This window comes from Streptomyces sp. ITFR-21, assembly GCF_031844685.1.
In the GTDB taxonomy this organism is placed as follows: domain Bacteria; phylum Actinomycetota; class Actinomycetes; order Streptomycetales; family Streptomycetaceae; genus Actinacidiphila.
This window is the reverse complement of the sequence record NZ_CP134605.1, coordinates 3,752,678-3,773,137: the sequence shown is the minus strand read 5'-3', so window position 1 is coordinate 3,773,137 and position 20,460 is coordinate 3,752,678. Positions and strand designations below refer to the sequence as shown.

Annotated in this window: 11 protein-coding genes and 1 rRNA gene; 5 read left to right on the top strand and 7 right to left on the bottom strand. The window is 72.7% G+C overall.

The genetic code is table 11. From position 1 onward, the window contains the following. Positions 1–8: 8 nt before the first annotated feature. Together RLT57_RS16540 and RLT57_RS16535 are read right to left on the bottom strand one after the other, a co-directional pair. A 16S ribosomal RNA gene (locus RLT57_RS16540) occupies positions 9–1,532 on the bottom strand. A 694-nt stretch (positions 1,533–2,226) separates the two neighbouring features. Beyond that, positions 2,227–2,787 (bottom strand): MarR family winged helix-turn-helix transcriptional regulator, encoded by a 561-nt coding sequence (locus RLT57_RS16535; protein WP_311298175.1) that lies wholly within the window; start codon positions 2,785–2,787, stop codon positions 2,227–2,229. Positions 2,788–2,935: 148 nt separating this feature from the next. Here RLT57_RS16535 and RLT57_RS16530 point away from each other — a divergent pair, with 148 nt between their 5' ends. Next, a complete protein-coding gene (locus RLT57_RS16530; protein ID WP_311298174.1) occupies positions 2,936–4,240 on the top strand; it encodes an MFS transporter in 1,305 nt (434 codons plus the stop codon). A gap of 163 nt (positions 4,241–4,403) precedes the next feature. Here RLT57_RS16530 and RLT57_RS16525 read toward each other — a convergent pair whose 3' ends face one another. Beyond that, positions 4,404–6,095, bottom strand: a complete 1,692-nt coding sequence (locus RLT57_RS16525; protein WP_311298173.1) for a SpoIIE family protein phosphatase — start codon at positions 6,093–6,095, stop codon at positions 4,404–4,406. 113 nt (positions 6,096–6,208) lie between these two features. Next, positions 6,209–7,576 (bottom strand): NAD(P)/FAD-dependent oxidoreductase, encoded by a 1,368-nt coding sequence (locus RLT57_RS16520; RefSeq protein WP_311298171.1) that lies wholly within the window; start codon positions 7,574–7,576, stop codon positions 6,209–6,211. 298 nt (positions 7,577–7,874) lie between these two features. Between RLT57_RS16520 and RLT57_RS16515 the strand changes: the two genes are divergently transcribed. Then, complete coding sequence (locus tag RLT57_RS16515) at positions 7,875–8,837, top strand: TetR/AcrR family transcriptional regulator (RefSeq protein WP_311298170.1); 963 nt, start codon at positions 7,875–7,877, stop codon at positions 8,835–8,837. Positions 8,838–9,567: 730 nt separating this feature from the next. After that, entirely contained in the window at positions 9,568–11,424 is a 1,857-nt protein-coding gene (locus RLT57_RS16510) for a sigma-70 family RNA polymerase sigma factor (RefSeq protein WP_311298169.1), read from the top strand. Positions 11,425–11,439: 15 nt separating this feature from the next. Here RLT57_RS16510 and RLT57_RS16505 read toward each other — a convergent pair whose 3' ends face one another. The 3 genes from RLT57_RS16505 to topA form a co-directional block, all read right to left on the bottom strand. After that, the gene (locus tag RLT57_RS16505; protein WP_311298168.1) at positions 11,440–12,159 is read right to left on the bottom strand and encodes a DsbA family oxidoreductase; all 720 of its coding nucleotides are present in this window, start codon (positions 12,157–12,159) and stop codon (positions 11,440–11,442) included. A gap of 233 nt (positions 12,160–12,392) precedes the next feature. After that, on the bottom strand, positions 12,393–15,785 hold the full coding sequence (gene tmk, locus RLT57_RS16500; protein ID WP_311298167.1) for a dTMP kinase: 3,393 nt from the start codon (positions 15,783–15,785) through the stop codon (positions 12,393–12,395). Between the two features lie 278 nt (positions 15,786–16,063). Beyond that, positions 16,064–18,883: a type I DNA topoisomerase gene (gene topA, locus RLT57_RS16495; RefSeq protein WP_311298166.1), complete on the bottom strand. Its 2,820-nt coding sequence runs from the start codon at positions 18,881–18,883 to the stop codon at positions 16,064–16,066. A gap of 624 nt (positions 18,884–19,507) precedes the next feature. Between topA and RLT57_RS16490 the strand changes: the two genes are divergently transcribed. Then, positions 19,508–19,996, top strand: a complete 489-nt coding sequence (locus tag RLT57_RS16490) for a TM2 domain-containing protein (RefSeq protein WP_311298165.1) — start codon at positions 19,508–19,510, stop codon at positions 19,994–19,996. Positions 19,997–20,024: 28 nt separating this feature from the next. Beyond that, a complete protein-coding gene (locus RLT57_RS16485) occupies positions 20,025–20,426 on the top strand; it encodes a DUF2752 domain-containing protein (RefSeq protein WP_399129861.1) in 402 nt (133 codons plus the stop codon). Positions 20,427–20,460 lie beyond the last annotated feature (34 nt).

Sequence of the window (20,460 nt, the reverse complement as noted above, 5' to 3'; positions counted from 1 at the left end):
CTCCTTAGAAAGGAGGTGATCCAGCCGCACCTTCCGGTACGGCTACCTTGTTACGACTTCGTCCCAATCGCCAGTCCCACCTTCGACGGCTCCCTCCCACAAGGGGTTGGGCCACCGGCTTCGGGTGTTACCGACTTTCGTGACGTGACGGGCGGTGTGTACAAGGCCCGGGAACGTATTCACCGCAGCAATGCTGATCTGCGATTACTAGCAACTCCGACTTCATGGGGTCGAGTTGCAGACCCCAATCCGAACTGAGACCGGCTTTTTGAGATTCGCTCCACCTCACGGTATCGCAGCTCATTGTACCGGCCATTGTAGCACGTGTGCAGCCCAAGACATAAGGGGCATGATGACTTGACGTCGTCCCCACCTTCCTCCGAGTTGACCCCGGCGGTCTCCTGTGAGTCCCCATCACCCCGAAAGGCACGCTGGCAACACAGAACAGGGGTTGCGCTCGTTGCGGGACTTAACCCAACATCTCACGACACGAGCTGACGACAGCCATGCACCACCTGTACACCAACCACAAGGGGGCACCCATCTCTGGATGTTTCTGGTGTATGTCAAGCCTTGGTAAGGTTCTTCGCGTTGCGTCGAATTAAGCCACATGCTCCGCTGCTTGTGCGGGCCCCCGTCAATTCCTTTGAGTTTTAGCCTTGCGGCCGTACTCCCCAGGCGGGGAACTTAATGCGTTAGCTGCGGCACCGACGACGTGGAATGTCGCCAACACCTAGTTCCCAACGTTTACGGCGTGGACTACCAGGGTATCTAATCCTGTTCGCTCCCCACGCTTTCGCTCCTCAGCGTCAGTAATGGCCCAGAGATCCGCCTTCGCCACCGGTGTTCCTCCTGATATCTGCGCATTTCACCGCTACACCAGGAATTCCGATCTCCCCTACCACACTCTAGCCTGCCCGTATCGAATGCAGACCCGGAGTTAAGCCCCGGGCTTTCACATCCGACGCGACAAGCCGCCTACGAGCTCTTTACGCCCAATAATTCCGGACAACGCTCGCACCCTACGTATTACCGCGGCTGCTGGCACGTAGTTAGCCGGTGCTTCTTCTGCAGGTACCGTCACTCACGCTTCTTCCCTGCTGAAAGAGGTTTACAACCCGAAGGCCGTCATCCCTCACGCGGCGTCGCTGCATCAGGCTTCCGCCCATTGTGCAATATTCCCCACTGCTGCCTCCCGTAGGAGTCTGGGCCGTGTCTCAGTCCCAGTGTGGCCGGTCGCCCTCTCAGGCCGGCTACCCGTCGTCGCCTTGGTAGGCCATCACCCCACCAACAAGCTGATAGGCCGCGAGCTCATCCTGCACCACAAAAGCTTTCCACCCGGGAAGATGCCTCCCCAGGTCATATCCGGTATTAGACCCCGTTTCCAGGGCTTGTCCCAGAGTGCAGGGCAGATTGCCCACGTGTTACTCACCCGTTCGCCACTGATCCACCCGAAGGCTTCACCGTTCGACTTGCATGTGTTAAGCACGCCGCCAGCGTTCGTCCTGAGCCAGGATCAAACTCTCCGTGAATGTCTCCACGACAGAGCGGCACCACAGGAAGGAATAATCCCCGCAGTGCACAGCGTCCTCGCTGTATCGCCTTCCCACTAAGGAAGGACTTTTTCCCAAAGGAACCACATCCCGGCCACTACGACCAAGGACGGGGTATCAACATATCTGGCGTTGACTTTTGGCACGCTGTTGAGTTCTCAAGGAACGGAAGCTGCCATCGGCTCACCGTCTCCGGCTACCCTCCGGGCTTTCCCTTCGCTGTGTCTCCGACTCTATCAGACCCTTTCCGGCGCCTGACCCCCAGTCAGCGGGGCCTGTCTTTCCGACCGCTAGGCCGTTCCGACGAGTGAGACTTTAGCCGACCCGCTCCCGCCTGGCCAAATCGGCCCGGCGGTTCGAATGTCCGGCTGGCATTCCGAAAAACACACGACAGAACGACAAGGCGACGAGTCGCGCGTGTCGGGTCGGCCGATGGGTCTTGCGGGATGGCTGTCCGGGGACCGACCGTGGTCGGCGCTCACGTCGGACAACCCGGAGGACACTACGCATCTGCGCACCCCTCGTCAAGCCGGGCGCTCCCGGTCAGATCGGGCAGCTCGGAGTGTCGCCGGGCGGAGGAGCAGCCGGGCGACCCGGTCGGCCTCGCGAGTGCGGCCGGGAGCGCGGGAGGGACCGGAGGATCCGGAGGGCCTGAGGTGTCGGCCCGCCGGGTTCAGCCGAGGTCCTGGAGGCGACCGCCGGCGTCGGGCTGGGTGGACTCCACGCGGCGCAGGAGCCGGGTGAGGATCTCGCCGAGGGCGGCGCACTCGACGGGGGTGAGGTCCTGGAGGAGTTCGTCCTCGAAGGCGGTGGCCAGGCGCATGGTCTGCAGCCACTTCTCGCGGCCCTCGTCGGTGAGCTCCACGATGACGCGGACGCGGTTGTTCTCGTCACGTGCCCGGGTGACCAGGCCCTCGGCGACCATGCGGTCGACCCGGTGGGTCATGGCGGCGGGGGTGAGGCCGAGTCGCTTGGCGAGGTCCCCCGGTCCGAGGCGGTAGGGCCGGCCCACGACGACGAGGGCCTTGAGAACCTCCCACTCGGAGTTGCTGATGCCGAGGTCGACGAGCTGGCGGCCATAGGCGACGTTCATCCGGCGGTTCAGCCGTCCCAGGGCGGTGACCACCTTCTCGATCTGGGGGTCGACCTCGGGGAACTCGCGCTGATAGGCGGCGATCTGGGCGTCGAGATCCAGCTCTTGCGGTGCTCCGGAGGAGCCTCCTGAGGCGGTCATGCCCCAAGTATCGCACGGCAGGACTTTGCGTTAAAGCCCTTTACTGTGTATTCTTTAGTCTCGAACTCTAACCCTGTGAAGTCTCTCACCTCGAAGTCCCGTGCGGACGGCGGCGTGGGCCGGGCTTCTCCGATCGGATGAGGTGACCGTGACCACCGCGACGGGCGCAGTGCTGCGCCGGATCCAACTCGGGAACGCGCTGAGTGCGTTCGGCAACGGCTTCACCGTGCCCTTCACGTTCGTGTACGTGGCGCAGGTGCGGGGGCTGGGCGCCGGCGCCGCGGGCGCGGTGCTGGCGACCTTCGCCGTGGCCGCGCTCTTCGTGCTGCCCTTCACCGGACGGTTGATCGACCGACGCGGCCCGGTGCCGGTGGCCGTGGCGGGCACGGTGCTGGCGGCCTGCGGGTCGCTGGGGCTCGGGCTGTCCGGCAGCGAACCGGCGGTGATCATGGCCGCCGGTTCGCTGGGGGCGGGCGTGGCCGTGGTGCAGCCCGCGCTGGCCACCATGATCGTCTGGTGTTCGACCACGGCGACCAGGTCCCGGGCGTTCGCGACCCAGTTCTTCCTGAACAACCTGGGGCTGGGAGTCGGCGGCCTGATCGGCGGGCTGATCGTGGACACCGCGCACCCGGCGTCGTTCGTGCGCCTGTTCGCGACAGAGGCGTCGATGTTCCTGGTGCTCGGCGCGGTGATCGCCCGGGTCCGGCTGCCCCGCACTCCCCGGGCGGGCTCGGCGGCGGCCGCCCGTCCGGATGCCGGTCCGGCGGTCGGCGGCTGGCGGCCGCTGCTCCAAAACCGGGCCATGGTGCTGGTCTGCGTGCTGGGCTTCGTGATGTTCTTCGCCTGCTACGGACAGTTCGAGTCGGGTCTGTCGGCGTTCGCGGTGGAGGTCACCCGGATCTCCCCGGCGACGCTGGGGATCGCGCTGGCGGCCAATACGGCGGTGATCGTGCTGGCGCAGTTCGTGGTGCTCCGGCTGGTGGAGCGGCGGCGGCGCAGCCGGGTGATCGCGGCCGTCGGTGTGGTCTGGGCGGTCGCCTGGCTGGTGGCCGGCGGGTCCGGGCTGGCGCACGGCCATCACACGGCGGCGGTCGCGGCGATCATCTCGACGTACGCGCTGTTCGGTCTCGGCGAGGCGATGCTGGCGCCGACGGTGGCCCCTCTGGTGGCCGATCTGGCGCCGGCCCGGATGGTGGGCCGGTACAACTCGGCGTTCGCGCTGGTAAAGCAGTTGGCGCTGGCGCTGGGCCCGGCGGCCGGCGGTCTGATAGCGGGCGCGGGGGCGTACGGCCTGTACATCGTGATGCTGGTGGTCAGCTCGCTGGCGATCTCGGTGACCGCGCTGGTCATGGGCCGTCGGCTGACCCCGGCGCAGGAGATTCCGTCGCGGCCCTCCCTGGTGGTGGTTCGCCGCCCGGCGCCGGACCCGGCGGGCGAGCGCCTGCCGGCCTGACCCGCCGGGCCCGGTCGGGCCCGACCGGCCCCCGGGGCGGCGCGGGCCCGGCTCCCCCGTGCCGCGTCCGCCGCCCCGCGCCGCCGGCTCCGGCCGCCGCGGCGCAAGGCCCGGATCGGGCGGATCCGCCGTGCGGGGGGCCGGGTGTCGGCGTGGTCTCCGGTCAGTCCGGCAGGGCGAACTCGCACCAGACGGCCTTGCCGCCGCCCGGGGTGCGGCGGGAGCCCCACGCGGAGGCGACGGTGGCGATGATCGAGATGCCGCGGCCGGCCTCGTCGGCGGGTTCGGCGCGGCGGCGGCGCGGCAGGTGGTCGTCGCCGTCGGTGACCTCGATGACCAGTCGGCGGTCGGTGCGGCGCAGCCGCAGCCGCATCGGCGGGGTGCCGTGCTGGAGCGAGTTGGCGACGAGTTCGCCGGCGGCCAGCACGCCGAGGTCGGCGAGTTCGACGGAAAAGCGCCAGGAGGCGAGCACCCCGGCGGCGAAGGCTCGGGCGCGGGGTGCTGCCTCGACGCCGCCGAGCAGGTCGAGTGAGGCGTTGCGGAAGAGCTCGGCGTCGGCGCCGGTGTGGTCCGGGTACTGCAGGACCAGGACCGCCACGTCGTCGTCGTGCTCGGAGGTGACGCCGAGCGCGCGCATCAGGCGGTCGCAGATCACCTGGGGCGCCCCGGTGGCACCGGCCAGCGCCCGGGTGAGGGCGGCGACGCCCTCGTCGATGTCCTGGTCCCGGCGTTCGATCAGGCCGTCGGTGTAGAGGACGGCGGTGCAACCGGGGCCGAGCGGGATGCTGCCGGAGGTGTGGACCCAGCCGCCGGTGCCCAGTGGCGGGCCGGTGGGTTCGTCGGCGCGCCGGACGGTGCCGTCGGGGTCGCGGATGAGGATCGGCGGGTGGCCGGCGCTGGCGTAGGAGAGCCGGCCCTCGCTGGGGTCGTGGACCGCGTAGACGCAGGTGGCGATCTGGGTGGCGTCGATCTCGGAGGCGAGCCCGTCGAGGAGCTGGATGACCTCGTGCGGCGGCAGGTCGAGGCGGGCGTAGGCGCGTACGGCGGTACGGAGCTGGCCCATCACGGCGGCGGCCCGTACCCCCCGGCCCATCACGTCGCCGATGACCACGGCGGTGCGGCCGGCGCCGAGGGTGATGACGTCGTACCAGTCGCCGCCGACCGCGGCGTCGGTGCCGCCCGGCTGGTAGGTGGCGGCCACCCGCAGGTCGTCGGGCTGTTCCAGCTGCTGCGGCAGAAGGCTGCGCTGGAGGGTGACGGCGGTCTCGTGCAGGCGGCGTTCGCTCTCCCGCAGCCGTTCCGCGGACTGCACCTGGTCGGTGACGTCGGCGGCGAAGACCAGGACGCCACGGCGTTCGGGGTCGGGGTCGTCGGGCTGGACCGGGGTACAGGTGAAGGTGAAGTAACCCGGACGGGTGACAGCTGAGCTGTCGGTCCACGTGACCTTGCGGGCTTTGACGGTACGCGGCCTGCCGCTGCGGTGGACCTGGTCCATGAGCGGGAGCAGGCCGAGTTCGTCGAGTTCCGGCAGGGCGTCGCGGGCCGGGGCGCCGGTGTCGCGGGCGCCGAAGACGTCGGTGTAGGCGTCGTTGACGAAACCGACGCGGTGGGTGGGCCCGTAGGTGACCGCGATCAGGGCGGGCAGCAGGCGCAGGACCCCCCGGACGGTGGGCTCACCGCTCGGTGCGGTCTGGACGGACGGCGGTTGCGGTTGCCGGTCGGGGCCGCCGGGACCGGCTGCGGCGAGGGTTCCGGCGGCCGGTCCCGTGGGATCGCCGGCCTTGCCGCGTGCTGCCGGTACGGCACCGCGTCGCTGTGTTCCGGGGAGCCGGGCGCTCCAGCGCGTAAGGTTCAAACGTCCGATTCCTCGTATGTGGCACTGATCGCCAGTGCTGGTGCACGCGTGGTCACCCGCCCAGTGTGGCCGACCGGCGGCCCCGGGGGGAATCGTGCCGGGGTTGGCACGGCTCAGGATGCGTCGGGTTTGGGGCCGGTTCCGGCGGCGAGTTCGAATTCCGCCCGCGGGTGTTCCAGCGATCCGAGCGAGACGATCTCCCGTTTGAAGAGCCCGGCGAGCACCCACTCGGCCAGCACTTTCGCCTTGCGGTTGAGGGTGGGCACCCGGCTGAGGTGGTAGGCGCGGTGCATGAACCAGGCCGGGTAGCCCTTGATCTTCCGGCCGTAGAGACAGGCGACGCCTTCGTGCAGGCCGAGGGAGGCGACCGAGCCGACGTACTGGTGCCGGTACGGGGTCGGCGTCCGGCCGCGCAGGGTCGCGACGATGTTGTCGGCCAGAGCCTTGGCCTGGCGGACAGCGTGCTGGGCGTTGGGGGCGCACTCGGTGCCGGGCCGGTCGGCGGTGAGGTCCGGGACGGCGGCCGCGTCGCCCGCCGCCCAGACGCCGTCGGCGCCGATGACCCGCAAGGTGGCCTCGGCGCGCAGCCGGCCGCGTTCGTTGAGCGGCAGCCCGGAGGCGGCGAGGATCGGCGCCGGTCTGACCCCGGCCGTCCACACCAGGGTTCTGGTGGGCAGCCGGCTGCCGTCGGAGAGCACGGCCACGCGGTGCTCGCAGGACTGGAGCCGGGTCTCCAGCCGGATGTCGACGTTGCGGCCCCGCAGCTCCCGTACCGCGTACCTGCCGAGGGCCTCGCCGACCTCGGGGAGGATGTGGTCGCTCGCCTCGACCAGCACCCATCGCAGGTCCTCGGGGCGGATGTTGTGGTAGTAGCGCACCGCGAACCGGGCCATGTTCTCCAGCTCGGCGAGCGCTTCCACCCCGGCGTAGCCACCGCCGACGAAGACGTAGGTCAGCGCCGCCTCGCGGACGGCCGCGTCGCGGGTCGAGGACGCGATGTCGAGCTGCTCCAGTACGTGGTTGCGCAGTCCGATGGCCTCCTCGACCGTCTTGAAGCCGATGCCGTACTCGGCCAGGCCCGGGACCGGGAGGGTGCGGGAGACCGAGCCGGGGGCGAGGACCAGCTCGTCGTAGGAGAGCTCCAGGGCGTCGCCGCCCTCCTCGGCGGTGGCCGGGGTGACGACGGTGACGATCCGCTTGACCGGGTCGACCGAGCGGGCCTCGCCGGGCACGATCCGGCACCTGCCCAGCACCCGGCGCAGCGGCACCACCACGTGCCGGGGGGAGATGGAGCCGGCCGCGGCCTCGGGCAGGAACGGCTGGTAGGTCATGTACGGCTGGGGCTCGACCACCACGATCTCGGCCTCGCCGCGCCTGAGCTTCCGCTGCAGCCGCAGGGCGGCGTACAGCCCGACATAGCCGCCGCCGACAACGAGAATCCGCGGGGTAGATGCTGTGGCCAACGCTGCCGACTCGGTCATTGCTCCATGAGGCAATGGAGCGGGCCGTTTGTCCACAGGCCGGACACGACCTTTCCGGGAAATCCCTGCCGGTGGGCCCGTGCCGCCGCCCGTCGGCGGGCAAAGGTCGCACGCCCGAGGCGCCCGGGCGCGGGCCCGTGCGCCCCATGGGCGCTGTCCTGCCTCCCCTGCCCCCTTCTTTCTTGACGCGCGCTCAACTATGTTTGTATCTCGTAGTACTGCGCGGTATGCGCAGTGATCTTCGTTAAGGGTGGGGAGTCTCCGGGGGGAGACATGAGATTTACCGGGGGATACACATATGCACATTCAGGACTCTCGACGCGCCACGGCGACAGGTACCGCGGTACGAGGCGGAGCGGGCGGACCTGCTCCGCTCCGGGTCGACGCGCAGCGCAATCTGGAGCACGTGCTGCGCGCCGCTCGTGAGGTGTTCGGCGAACTCGGCTACGGCGCGCCCATGGAGGACGTCGCCCGGCGGGCCCGGGTCGGCGTCGGCACCGTCTACCGGCGCTTTCCCAGCAAGGACGTACTGGTCAGGCGGATCGCCGAGGAGGAGACCGCACGGCTGACCGAGCAGGCGCGCACCGCGCTCGGCCAGGAGAACGAGGCGTGGTCCGCGCTGGCCCGCTTCCTGCGCACCTCGGCGGCTTCCGGTGCCGGCCGGCTGCTGCCGCCGCAGGTCCTGCGGGTGCAGGCCCCGGCGGGTGGCGGGCACACCGGACCTGACGCGCACCGCGAGGAGATCGAGGACATCAGGGTTCCGCAGCAGCGCGCCCCGCTCGCCCTGCCGGGCGCGGAGCACACCGGCTCGGGACACGCCGGCTCGGACGACGCGGGCGTCGAGGAGGTGGGCGCCGGGCAACCGGGCCCGGAGGAGGTCGGTCCGGCGCTGGTGGATCCGGCGCGGTTCAGCGCCGAGCACACCCGGGCCGGTGACCTCGCCGCCGATCCGGCCGGCCGCGCACAGGACCGGCTGGGAACGGCGTCCGAGGGGCTGCTGGAGGACGAGCCGGACCAGGGCGGGATAGGCACGCTGCTGGACGTCGTCGGCCAGCTCGTGGAGCGGGCGAGGGCCGCGGGTGAGCTGCGCGGGGACGTGTCGGTGGCGGACGTACTGCTGGTCATCGCGACCGCCGCGCCCGCGCTGCCGGACCCCGACCAGCACGCGGCGGCGTCCGCGCGGCTGCTGGACATCCTGTTGGAGGGGCTGCGGTCCCGTCCCGGCGAGCGCACGGCCACGGCTGCCGCCGGACCGCGGTGACGTCCGGCCCTGTCCGGGACGCGGTCCCGGACGGAGCCGGCGGCCTGGCCCGGGACCAGGCCGCGGTCAGGTCCCGGATCCCGCCCGCGGATCGCGGGGCGGCGGTCCCGCGCCGCCGCGCGGGCGTGCGCCCCTGCCCGGTGCCGGGCCGAACCGGCGGTCCTGGCGCGGTGTCCCCAGGACGGGACGGTCCAGGACGGGACGGTCCAGGACGGGACGGCCCAGGACGGGACGGCCCAGGACGGGACGGCCCAGGACGCGGCGGTCCGCGGTCCGAGCTTCGTCGCGCTCCGGGGCGAGCTGCGGCCCGGGTTCCGTTCCGAGCACCGGACCGCGCTCCGGGAGCACTTGAGTAGCCGCGGGTCGGCCCTTCGGCGTACGCGCACCACGCCCGGTCGGGTGAGGGCGGCGCGTTGCGCGCGGCAAAGGCGCTCGGACGGGTGGTTCCGCCGTTCGGCCTGACGCGGCGCGGCCGTCGTGTGCCAGGCTTGCGGGCGTGGATGAGGCAAGCGGGGAATCCGGCACGACGGGACCGGTCGCGCGGACCGGTGACGAGGTACCGCAGCAGAGGGTGCCGGGACAGCGCGGTCCCGTGACGCGGTCCGAGCCCGCGCCGCCGGAAACCGCCCGCTCCGAGCCCCGGCGGGCGCCGGAAGGACCCGCCCACGCCGAAGGGCCCGCGGCGGAGCCCGGTGCCGTGCCCGGCGGCCGTCGCGTGTCCCCCGCGGGCGTGTCCCCCGCGGGCCACCCGGCGCCGTACGGCGGCCTCCGCTCCGAGCTGTCGGACACCGAACTGCTCGCCCGGGTGCGCGGCGGCCAGGACAACGCCTATGAGGAGCTGTACCGGCGGCACGCCGAATCGGTACGCCGCTACGCCCGCACCTGCTGCCGCGACGCCCACACCGCTGAGGACCTGACCGGCGAGGTCTTCGCCCGTACCCTCCAGGCGATCCGGGGCGGCAGCGGCCCGGAGACATCCGTCCGCGCCTATCTGCTCACCACTGTCCGCCGGGTCGCCGCCGCCTGGGGCAACACCGCCAAGCGCGAGCAGCTCGTCGAGGACTTCGCGGTGTTCGCGGTGTCGGCGGCGGGCGCCGGCGCCACCGAGGAGAACGCGGACCTCGGCGCCGAGGTGCGGGCGATGCGCGAAGCCGAACGGTCGCTGGCCATCCGGGCGTTCCGTACCCTGCCGGAGCGCTGGCAGACCGTGCTGTGGCACACCGCGGTGGAGGACGAGTCGCCGAGCGACATCGCGCCGCTGCTCGGGCTGACCCCCAACGCCACCGCCGTCCTCGCCCACCGGGCCCGCGAGGGCCTGCGTCAGGCGTATCTGCAGGCGCACGTCAGTTCCACGCTCACCGCCGGGGGCGACTGCGCCCGGTACGCCGACCGGCTCGGCGCGCACGCCCGGGGCGCGCTGCGGACCCGCGCGGACCGGGAGCTGAATCGTCACCTCAAGGAGTGCGCCCGCTGCTCGGCCGCCTCGACGGAGCTGGCCGACCTCAACTCGGCGCTCAAGGGTCTGCTGCCGGTCGCGTACATCGGCTGGTTCGCCGCCGTCTACGCCGCCAAGGCGGGAATCGCGGTGGCCGGCGGAGCCGCCGCCGCCGGAGCCGCGGGGGGCGCCGCGGCGGTGGCCGGCGCGGCGTCCGGGACGAGCGCCGGGGCGGCCGGAGGAGGCGGCGCGGCCGAAGGGCTGGGCTTCCCCGCCAAGGCAGGGATCGCGGCGGCTGTGGTGGCCGCTGTGGCCGCGGCGGGAGTGGCGTTCGCGCTCACCGGCGGCGACGGGAAGCACCGGCCCGCGCCGGCCGCCGCCAGGCCCCCGGTGACCGTGCCGGCCGTCGCGCCGCCGGCCACGCCGGCCCCGGCCCCGAAACCCGGGCCGCGCACGCGGGAACCGGTCGGCGCGGTGCCGGCCCCGGCCGTAACACCGACGACGCCCATACCGGGCCCGGGTCGTACGGCGCGGCCGCCCGAGTCCGCGCCCGCGCCCGCGCCCGCGCCGAAGTCTCCGGTGCCCACGCTCGGCACCGGCCCCGCCCCCAGCGCGTCCCCGACGGCCACGGCCACCCCGGCCACCCCGGCCCCGGCACCCCCGACAACGCCGCCGCCCACGACACCGCCGCCCACGACGACGCCCGATCCGGTGGTGTACCGGGTGAACGCGCTGCCGGTCGGCCGTCCCGGCCAGGGCGCCACCGGTCCCACCATCCGCCGGGGAGCGAGCGGCTGGTGGTGGGACCGGTGGGGCCTGGACATCGGAGGCATCTCGTACCCGTACGGCATCACCGTGCACGGGCGCTCCACGGTGACCATCGACCTCAACCGCGCCTGTGTGTCCTACGACGCCCGTGCCGGTGTCGACGACCTGGCCCGGTGGCCGGGTACGCCGCTGCGGTTCTCCGTCTACGGCGACGGGGTCCGGCTGTGGTCCTCGCCGGTGGTACGCGGGGGTGACCCCGCCGTGCCGGTGCATGCCGACCTCAGCGGGGTGTCGACCGTCAGGCTCGTCGTCCGGCCGGAGCCGGAAGGACCGGTCCTGGCCGGCCTCGCGGACTGGGCGGACGCGGAGATCACCTGCTCGTAGCCGGTACGGCCCCGGTTACTTGGCCGCCGCCGGGTGGTCGGCCGGGACCTCGCACACGCCGTCGGCGCAGGCGTCGGCGGCGTCCACCGCCTCGGGCTCCTCGGCGGCGGCCGTCTCCTTGGCTATCTGCTCCAGCACCTTGAGGAACGTCGAGGTCTCCTGGCCGCCCTGGACGGCCCACTGGCCCTCGAAGACGAAGGTGGGGACCGCGGTGATGCCCAGCCGGTGGGCCTCGTCGAGGTCGGCGAGGGTCTCGTCGAGAAGGGCGTCGCCCTCCAGGAAGGCGACCACCGCCTCGCGGTCCAGACCGACGGCCACGGCGGACTCGACGAGCTGGGCACTGTCGCCGATGTCCATGCCCTCGCTGAAGTGACCGGTCATCAGACGCCCCTTGAGACGCCCCTGGGCCTCGGCCCCGTACTCCTCAAGGGTGAAGCGCAGGAGGCGGTGGGCGAGCAGGGAGTTGTTCTCCAGCACCGTGTCGAAGTCGAAGGTGATGCCCTCGCTGGCGCCGACCCTGGTGAGGCGGTCGTCCAGAGCAGGGGCCTGCGAGCCGAACTTGGCCGCCAGCACCTCACGGTGCGGACGGGGGCGCTCCGGTGCGGACGGGTCGAGCCGGAACGGCCGGTACACGACTTCCACAGGCTGCGGGAAGGCGGCCAGCGCGCGTTCGAAGCGGGTCTTGCCGACATAGCACCACGGGCAGGCGATGTCCGAGTAGATCTCGACCTTCACGGCTTTCCTCTTCCGGTTGGGTTCCTTGTGCCGCGCCGCGTGACAACGGCACCAGGGGAACCGGGCCTTCGGGCGCCGCTATTCCCGCCTGTTCGCGGGGTCCGCAGGACCGCGCGCCGAGGGATCGGCGCGGTCGGCAAGGGCACCCGGGGGCCCGCCCGGGGCCCGCCCGGGGCCCGGCCCGCCGCCTAAGGACGCGCGGCGGGCCCCCGGCTGCCGGGCTCGGAGGGGGGTCAGCGGGGGCGGCGGTCGGTGGGGCCGTCGTCCTCGTCGTAGTGCCACCCCAGGAGCTCGTCGGCGAGGGTGGGGAGGTCGTCGAGGGGGGTTTCCTCGGCCCAGTCGGGACGGGGTCGGCTGCGCGGCTTCGGCGCGGGGGCGGGCGTGGGGAGTTCACGGGTGCGCTCGGACTCCGGGCGCTCGGGGCGGAACAGCCACTCAGGGACCCGGTCAGTCGCGGAGCCGGTGTCGCGGGCCGGCGGGCGGGCGGCTGTGTCGTCGGTGTCACCGGTCCGCGGCCGGTCCTGGGGGCGCTGCGGCCGGGGCTCCGGGGACCGCGGCTCCACGGGTGCGACCGGGGGCAGCACCCTGGTCGTCTCGGAGGGGTCCGAGGCGGGTTCCGGCGGCGCCGGGACCGGGGTCGTCACGGTGGTGTTCTCGGAGGAGGGCACCGGGGTCCGTACGGTCGTGTTCTCACCGGAGGCGGCGCCCGGGACGGCGTGCTCGGCGGCGCCGGGAGTGTCGCCGGACGGGTCCCCGTAGCGGTCTTCGGTGTCCCGGCCGCCGTCCTCGTCCGCGGTCCCGCCGGAACCTCCCGGCTGCTCCGCGGGGACGGCCGGGAGGACCGCTGTCTCGTCCGCGGCGCCCGCCGGGGGCACGGCGGGCAGCACGACGGTCTCGTCGGGGACGGCGGGCAGCACGGCCGTGTCGTCCGGCACCGCGGGGAGTTCGACGGTGCGCTCGGCCTCCGCCGGGGGGACCGCCCGCAGCTTCGCGGTCTCCTGCGACGCCCCGGGCCCCTCGGCCGCCGCGGCCGCGGCGGCCGCCGCGGCGGCCGTACGGGCCGCCTCGGCCCGCAGGAGAGCCGCTTCGGCCTTGCGCTGCTTCTCCCGGCGGCGTTCGTCGGCCTCGGCACGCAGGCGGGTCTGCTCCTCGGCGAGGCGGCGCAGCCGCGCCTGCTCCTCGGCGTGGGCCTGTTCCTCGGCGGCGCGGCGGGCGGCGGCCTCGGCGGCGATCCGGTCGGTCTCCTGCTGCCGCAGCCGGGCCTCCTCCGCCTCCTGCTCGGCCTTGCGTTCGGCGATCTCGCGGCGGGCGGCCTCCTCCGCGGCGAGGCGGCGCTCCTGCTCCTCGCGGTGGAGCTTTTCCAGCTGGGCCTGCCGTTCGCGCTCGGCGCGCTCCTCCTCGGCCTTGCGGGCGGCCTCCTCCGCGGCGAGGCGGGCGCGCTCGGCCGCCGCTTTGCGCTCGGCTTCGGCGCGGGCCTCGATCTCCTGCTGGGACAGCGGCAGAAGCCGGTCCAGCCGGTGCCGTACGACGGTGGTGACCGCTTCGGGCGCCTGGCCGGCGTCCACCACCAGATAGCGGGCGGGGTCGGCGGCGGCGAGGGTGAGGAATCCGGCGCGTACCCGCTGGTGGAAGGCGGCCGGTTCGGATTCGAGCCGGTCGGGGGCCTCGGTGAAGCGTTCGCGGGCGGTCTCGGGCGAGACGTCGAGGAGCACGGTCAGGTGCGGGATGAGCCCGCCGGTGGCCCAGCGGTTGATCCGGGCGATCTCGGTCGGCGCGAGGTCGCGGCCGGCGCCCTGGTAGGCGACCGAGGAGTCGATGTAGCGGTCGGAGATGACGATTGCGCCGCGGGCGAGGGCGGGCCGGACCACGCTGTCGACGTGTTCGGCGCGGTCGGCCGCGTAGAGCAGGGCCTCGGCGCGGTTGGAGATCCCGGCGGAGGAGACGTCGAGCAGGATCGAGCGCAGCCGCTTGCCGACGGCGGTGGCGCCGGGTTCGCGGGTGACGACGACCTCGTGCCCCTTGGCGCGGATCCAGCGGGCGAGCGCGTCGACCTGAGTGGACTTGCCGGCGCCGTCGCCGCCCTCCAGGGCGATGAAGAAGCCGGTGGCCGCGGGCGCCGCGGCCGGCTCGCCACCGCGCAGCGCCTCGCGCAGGTCGCGCCGGAACGGTACGCCGCTGCGGTCGTCGGTCTTGCCGAGGACGAGTGCGGCGATCGGCAGCAGCAGCGCGCCGATCAGCATCAGGGTGTACTCGGCGCCGCCGTGGTCGAAGGTGAAGTGGCCGCGGTGGATGCGGTGCGGGCCGATCGCGGCGGCCAGCAGCGGGGCGCCGACGGCGGCGACGGCGACCACCGCGCGGGCGACGGCCTGCAGGTGCTCGGTGGTCCGCGCCCGGCGCGGCTCCTCGGCCTCCTGCTCGATCAGCACGTGCCCGGTGTTGGCGGTGACGCCGGCGCTGATCCCGGAGAGCAGGGCGAGCAGTACCACCGTGGTCTGGTCGGCGACGACACCGGTCAGCAGCAGGGCGAGGCCGGTGACGCCGATGGCCAGCGACAGCAGCCGGCGCCGGGACAGGCCCGGCAGAGTGCGCGGGGCGACCCGGATGCCGACGACCGTACCGGCGGTGAAGGCCAGTACCAGCAGTCCGAACCCGACCGGGCCGAAGCCGAGGTCGCCCGCGTGCAGGACCGAGACGGCCACGGCCGCGCCGATCGCGCCGGCCACCGCAGACGTGGCCAGGACGAGCAGCGGCAGCGCGCCGGACCGGCCGCGTTCGGCGCCCACGGGCCCCTTGGGCAGCCGCAGGCCTTCCAGCGGGGAGCGCTGCTTCGCGGCGGTCTCGGACGGCAGTTCCAGCTGGAACAGGACCGCGACCGAGGAGGAGAACAGCCCGGCGGCCACGTACGAGGACAGCGCCACCTGGTGCAGGTGGAACCAGTCGACGCCGACCCCGATGAGCGTGTTGACCAGGGTGACGACGACCAGGGCGGCGGCGGCCAGCGGCAGCGCGACGAAGCCGGTGCGCAGTGACAGCCGGTGCAGCGTGGCCAGGTGGTCAGGCGCGGGCCGTACCGAGGTGTCGCCGGGCGGCGGCAGCAGCGAGGGGGCGGCGCCGTCCTTGGCCACCGCCCACAGCCGGTCGGCGAGGCCGGTGACGAAGGCGGTCAGCAGCAGCCACAGGTGCGCGGAGCCCGGCACCCAGGTGACCCACAGCGGGGCGACGATGAACAGCGCGAGCCGTACGCCGTCGGCGCCGATCAGCGTCCAGCGCCGGTCGAGCGGCCCGGCGGCGTCGGTCAGCGTGGACAGCGGGCCGAGCAGCACAACCCCGAAGAGCAGTGTCGCGACGAGCCGGGCGGCCAGGACAGCGGCGGTGGCCAGGGCGACGCCCCGGTAGCCGCCGCCGAAGGCGCCCGAGCCGGCGACGGCCTGGACGGTGAGCACGACCAGTGCCAGCATCCCGAGGCGGTCGGCGACCGCGCCGGTCAGCTGGGCGCTCCACAGCCTGCGGAGCGCCGGGATCTTCAGCAGCGCTCCCACGGCCCGCTCCCGGGAGTCCGCCGCGAGGTCGGCGGCGAACGCGTCGGTGACGTCCGCGGGCTGGGCTGGCTGCTCGGATGGCGTCATCCCGACAGCCTATCCGGAGCGGGTAAACCAAACGTGCCTGGCCGAACAAACGCGCGGTGTTGTGACGGCCCCGGGACACTGTGCCGAAGCCGCGGGGTGTCGCGGGTGTCGTCGGCCCGGCGAGGGCCGTCCCGCCGGTCGTACCCGGGCCGCCGGCGCGGTCGCCGACGGCCTTGGCGGGCACTCCGCGCGGCCGGCGTGCGTCCCCGCCGGGGCGGGCCGCTCCGCAGAAGGCGCCGCCGGTGGGACGGGCCGTTCCGCGGAAAACGCCGCGTGACTCAGGAGGCGGAGTCCGCGGAGGTGGTCGTCTTCTTGGCCGGCGTCTTCTTGGCTGCCGTCTTCTTGGCGGCGGCCTTCTTCGCGGGCGCCTTCTTGGCGGCGGTCGCGGTCGTCTTCTTCGCCGGCGCCTTCTTGGCCGTCTTCTTGGCGGGTGACTTCGCCCGCTTCTCGGCCAGGAGTTCGTAGCCGCGCTCAGGGGTGATCGTCTCGACGTCGTCGTCGCGGCGCAGCGTCGCGTTGGTCTCGCCGTCGGTGACGTACGGGCCGAAGCGGCCGTCCTTGACCACGACGGGACGCTCGCTGACCGGGTCGGTGCCCAGTTCCTTGAGCGGCGGCTTGGCGGCGGCGCGGCCACGGGCCTTGGGCTGGGCGTAGACGGCCAGCGCCTCGTCCAGGGTGATGGTGAAAAGCTGGTCCTCGGTCTCCAGGGAGCGCGAGTCGGTGCCCTTCTTCAGGTAGGGCCCGTAGCGGCCGTTCTGGGCGGTGATCTCGACACCCTCGGCGTCCTTGCCGACGATCCTGGGCAGCGACATCAGCTTGAGCGCGTCCTCCAGCGTCACCGTGTCCAGGGACATCGACTTGAAGAGCGAGGCGGTACGCGGCTTGACCGCGTTCTTCCCGGTCTTCGGGGTGTCCTCGGGCAGCACCTCGGTGACGTAGGGCCCGTAGCGGCCGTCCTTGGCGACGATGGGCCGCCCGGTGACCGGGTCGTCGCCGAGTGCGAAGTCGCCGCTGGGTTTGGCGAACAGCTCCTCGGCGTACTCCACGGTCATCTCGTCCGGCGCCAGGTCCTCGGGGACGTCGGCGCGGCGGTGGTCCTCCTCGCCGCGCTCTCCCTTCTCGACATAGGCGCCGTAGCGGCCGACGCGCAGCATGATGCCCTCGCCGACCGGGAACGAGGAGATCTCCCGGGCGTCGATGGCGCCGAGGTCCTCCACCAGCTCCTTGAGGCCGCCGAGGTGGTCCCCGTCGCCGTTGCCGCCGACGGCGGTCGGCGCGGGCGCGGCGTCGGGTTCGGCGCCGAAGTAGAAGCGCCGCAGCCACGGCACGGACTGCGCCTCGCCGCGGGCGATCCGGTCGAGGTCGTCCTCCATCGACGCGGTGAAGTCGTAGTCGACGAGCCAGCCGAAGTGCTTCTCCAGCAGGTTGACCACCGCGAAGGACAGGAAGGTCGGGACGAGCGCGGTGCCCTTCTTGAAGACGTAGCCGCGGTCGAGAATGGTGCCCAGGATCGTGGCGTAGGTCGACGGGCGGCCGATCTCCCGCTCCTCCAGCTCCTTGACCAGCGACGCCTCGGTGTAGCGGGCGGGCGGCTTCGTGGAGTGGCCGTCGACGGTCAGCTCCTCGGCGGTCAGCGGGTCGCCCTCGGCGACCTGGGGCAGCCGGCGCTCGCGGTCGTCCAGCTCGGCGTTCGGGTCGTCGGCGCCTTCGACGTACGCCTTGAGGAAGCCGTGGAAGGTGATGATCTTGCCGGACGCGGAGAACTCGGCGTCCCGGCCGTCCGCGGAGGTGCCGGCGACCTTGACGGTGACGGACCGGCCGACCGCGTCCTTCATCTGGGAGGCGACGGTCCGCATCCAGATCAGCTCGTAGAGCCGGAACTGGTCGCCGGTCAGGCCGGTCTCGGCCGGGGTGCGGAAGCGGTCGCCGGACGGGCGGATCGCCTCGTGGGCCTCCTGCGCGTTCTTCACCTTGCCGGTGTAGACCCGCGGCTGGTCCGGCAGGTAGTCGGCGCCGTACAGCTGCGTGACCTGGGCGCGGGCGGCGCGGACCGCGGTCTCCGACAGCGTGGTGGAGTCGGTACGCATATAGGTGATGAAGCCGTTCTCGTACAGCTTCTGGGCCACCTGCATGGTGGCCTTGGCGCCCAGGCCGAGCTTGCGCGACGCCTCCTGCTGGAGGGTGGTGGTGCGGAAGGGCGCGTAGGGCGAGCGGCGGTACGGCTTCGACTCGACGGCGCGGACCGAGAACCGGGTCTCGGCGAGCGCGGCGGCCAGCCCCGCGGCGTTGGCCTCGTCCAGGTGCAGGACGTTGGCGCCGTCCTTGAGCGCGCCGGTCGAGGGGTCGAAGTCGCGGCCCTGGGCCACCCGGCGGCCGTCCACCGCGATCAGCCGGGCGACGAGCGTCGACGGGTCGGAGGCGTCCCCGGTCCTGCCGGTGTCGAAGGTGCCGGTCAGGTCCCAGTAGGACGCGGAGCGGAAGGCGATCCGCTCCCGTTCGCGCTCCACGACCAGGCGGGTCGCCACGGACTGCACACGGCCCGCCGACAGCCGCGGCATGACCTTCTTCCACAGCACCGGGGAGACCTCGTAGCCGTACAGGCGGTCGAGGATACGGCGGGTCTCCTGGGCGTCCACCAGCCGCTGGTTCAGCTCCCGCGGATTGCGGACGGCTTCCTGGATGGCGTCCTTGGTGATCTCGTGGAACACCATCCGGTGCACCGGCACCTTGGGCTTGAGGATTTCCTGCAAATGCCAGGCGATGGCCTCGCCCTCGCGGTCCTCGTCGGTCGCCAGGAATAGTTCGTCGGAGTCCTTCAGAAGATCCTTGAGCTTCTTGACCTGAGCCTTCTTGTCGGCGTTCACGACGTAGATGGGCTGGAAATCACTGTCCACATTGACGCCAAGCCGGGCCCACGGCTGGCCCTTGTACTCCGCCGGCACTTCGGCGGCCCCGTTGGGGAGGTCGCGGATGTGCCCGACGCTGGCCTCGACGACGTATCCAGGGCCCAGATAGCCCTTGATCGTCTTCGCCTTGGCAGGCGACTCGACGATGACGAGTCGGCGGCCGCTGTGTGCGGTCTCGCGGGTCGGGGACAACTTCGCTCTTCTCTCCGGGTCGAAGGGGTGTCGCTGCGGAGTGTGACCGTACCTCCTGGGCCCGTGTCAAACGGGAAAAGTCCACAACGCCACTCGAACGGTAACCCGATGTACGTTCTATCCACACTGTCGGGGTCCCCAAGCAGGCTACGTCCCCCGACCGGATCGCGCCTGAAATTGCCTGTGCTCCGGCCGCACCTCCGGTCGATGCCGCGCCGCGGTGAGGGCTCCCGGAGAGCGCCCCGGAAGGGTGGGGGTGACGGCCGGCCCGCAGCTCGGGGCGCTGGTCGCGGTGGCGGCGGCGCGGTGGGCCCCGGCGGGTTCGGCGGCAGCGGACGGGGCGGGTCCGCTGCCTCCGGGCTGCCGGGCGCGCGGCCTCACCGCCCACCAGAACCGGTTGAAAACACGTATCGGCGCTGGGGCCGAGGGCGATTCCGGGCCGGGGCGTTCCCGTCCTGCCCCGGCGGCAGCGCGGGCGTCCGCCCGCGCGTCGGCGCCGTCCGGCTCCGGCTGCTCGACACTCTTGCCACAACTTGACGACGGTCTGACACGGGGCCGGGACGAGTGCACCTGTCGGCTGCCAGGATGGTTCCACGACAATCGCACATATTAGGGGGGACGCTCATGTCCGACCAGAATCCGTACGGAGAGACGCCATACGGCAAGAATCCGTACGAAGAGCCGCAGGCGGCACCCGGCGGCTACGGCTACCCGCCGCCGGCGGGCACCCCGGGTCAGCCGGGTTACGGCTACCCGCAGGGCGCCCAGCCCGGACCGCCGCCCGGCACCCCGCCGCAGCCGGGCTACGGCTACCCGCCGCAGGCCCCGGCCTACCCGGCCCAGCCGGGCGCGTACACCGGCGATCCCGCCGCGCCCTACGGCTACGACCCCTTCGGGCGGCCATACTCGGAGAAGTCCAAGGTCACGGCGGGCGTGCTGCAACTGCTCCTCGGCGGCTTCGGCGTCGGCCGCTTCTACACCGGCCACACCGGGATGGCGCTCGCCCAGCTGTTCACCTGCGGCGGCTGCGGGGTCTGGGCCCTGATCGACGGGATCATGCTGCTGGCAGGCAAGGACCAAACGGACGCGGAGGGTCGGGTCCTGCGTGGCTGACCACATCCGGCGGGCCGGCGCGCCTCTTGTGGCCCGCCGGCCCGCCGGACCCCTGCGGCACCCGGCCGTCGCCCCGCTGGCGTCGCTGGGGGCCGCTGTCGGCGCGTCCGTGTACCTCTACGGGACCGATCCGCACCAGAGCGGCCACTGGCTGCCGCGCTGCCCGTTCAACTGGCTGACAGGGCTGCTGTGCCCGGCCTGCGGCGGTACCCGGCTGGTGTACGACCTGCTGCACGGCGATCCGGTCCGGGCCTTCCACGAGAACGCGCTGATGCTCGTCGTCTCGCCGCTGGCGCTGTGGATGTGCGGGCGGTGGCTCGTCGAGGGGCTGCGGGGGCGCCGCTGGCGGCCGGTGCTGAGTCCGCGGGCGCAGTACGCGCTGCTGAGCGTCTCGGTGGTGTGGGCGGTCGTCCGCAACGTCCACCGCTGAGGGCGCGGTGCCCGGCGGCTGACGGCCTGTGGAA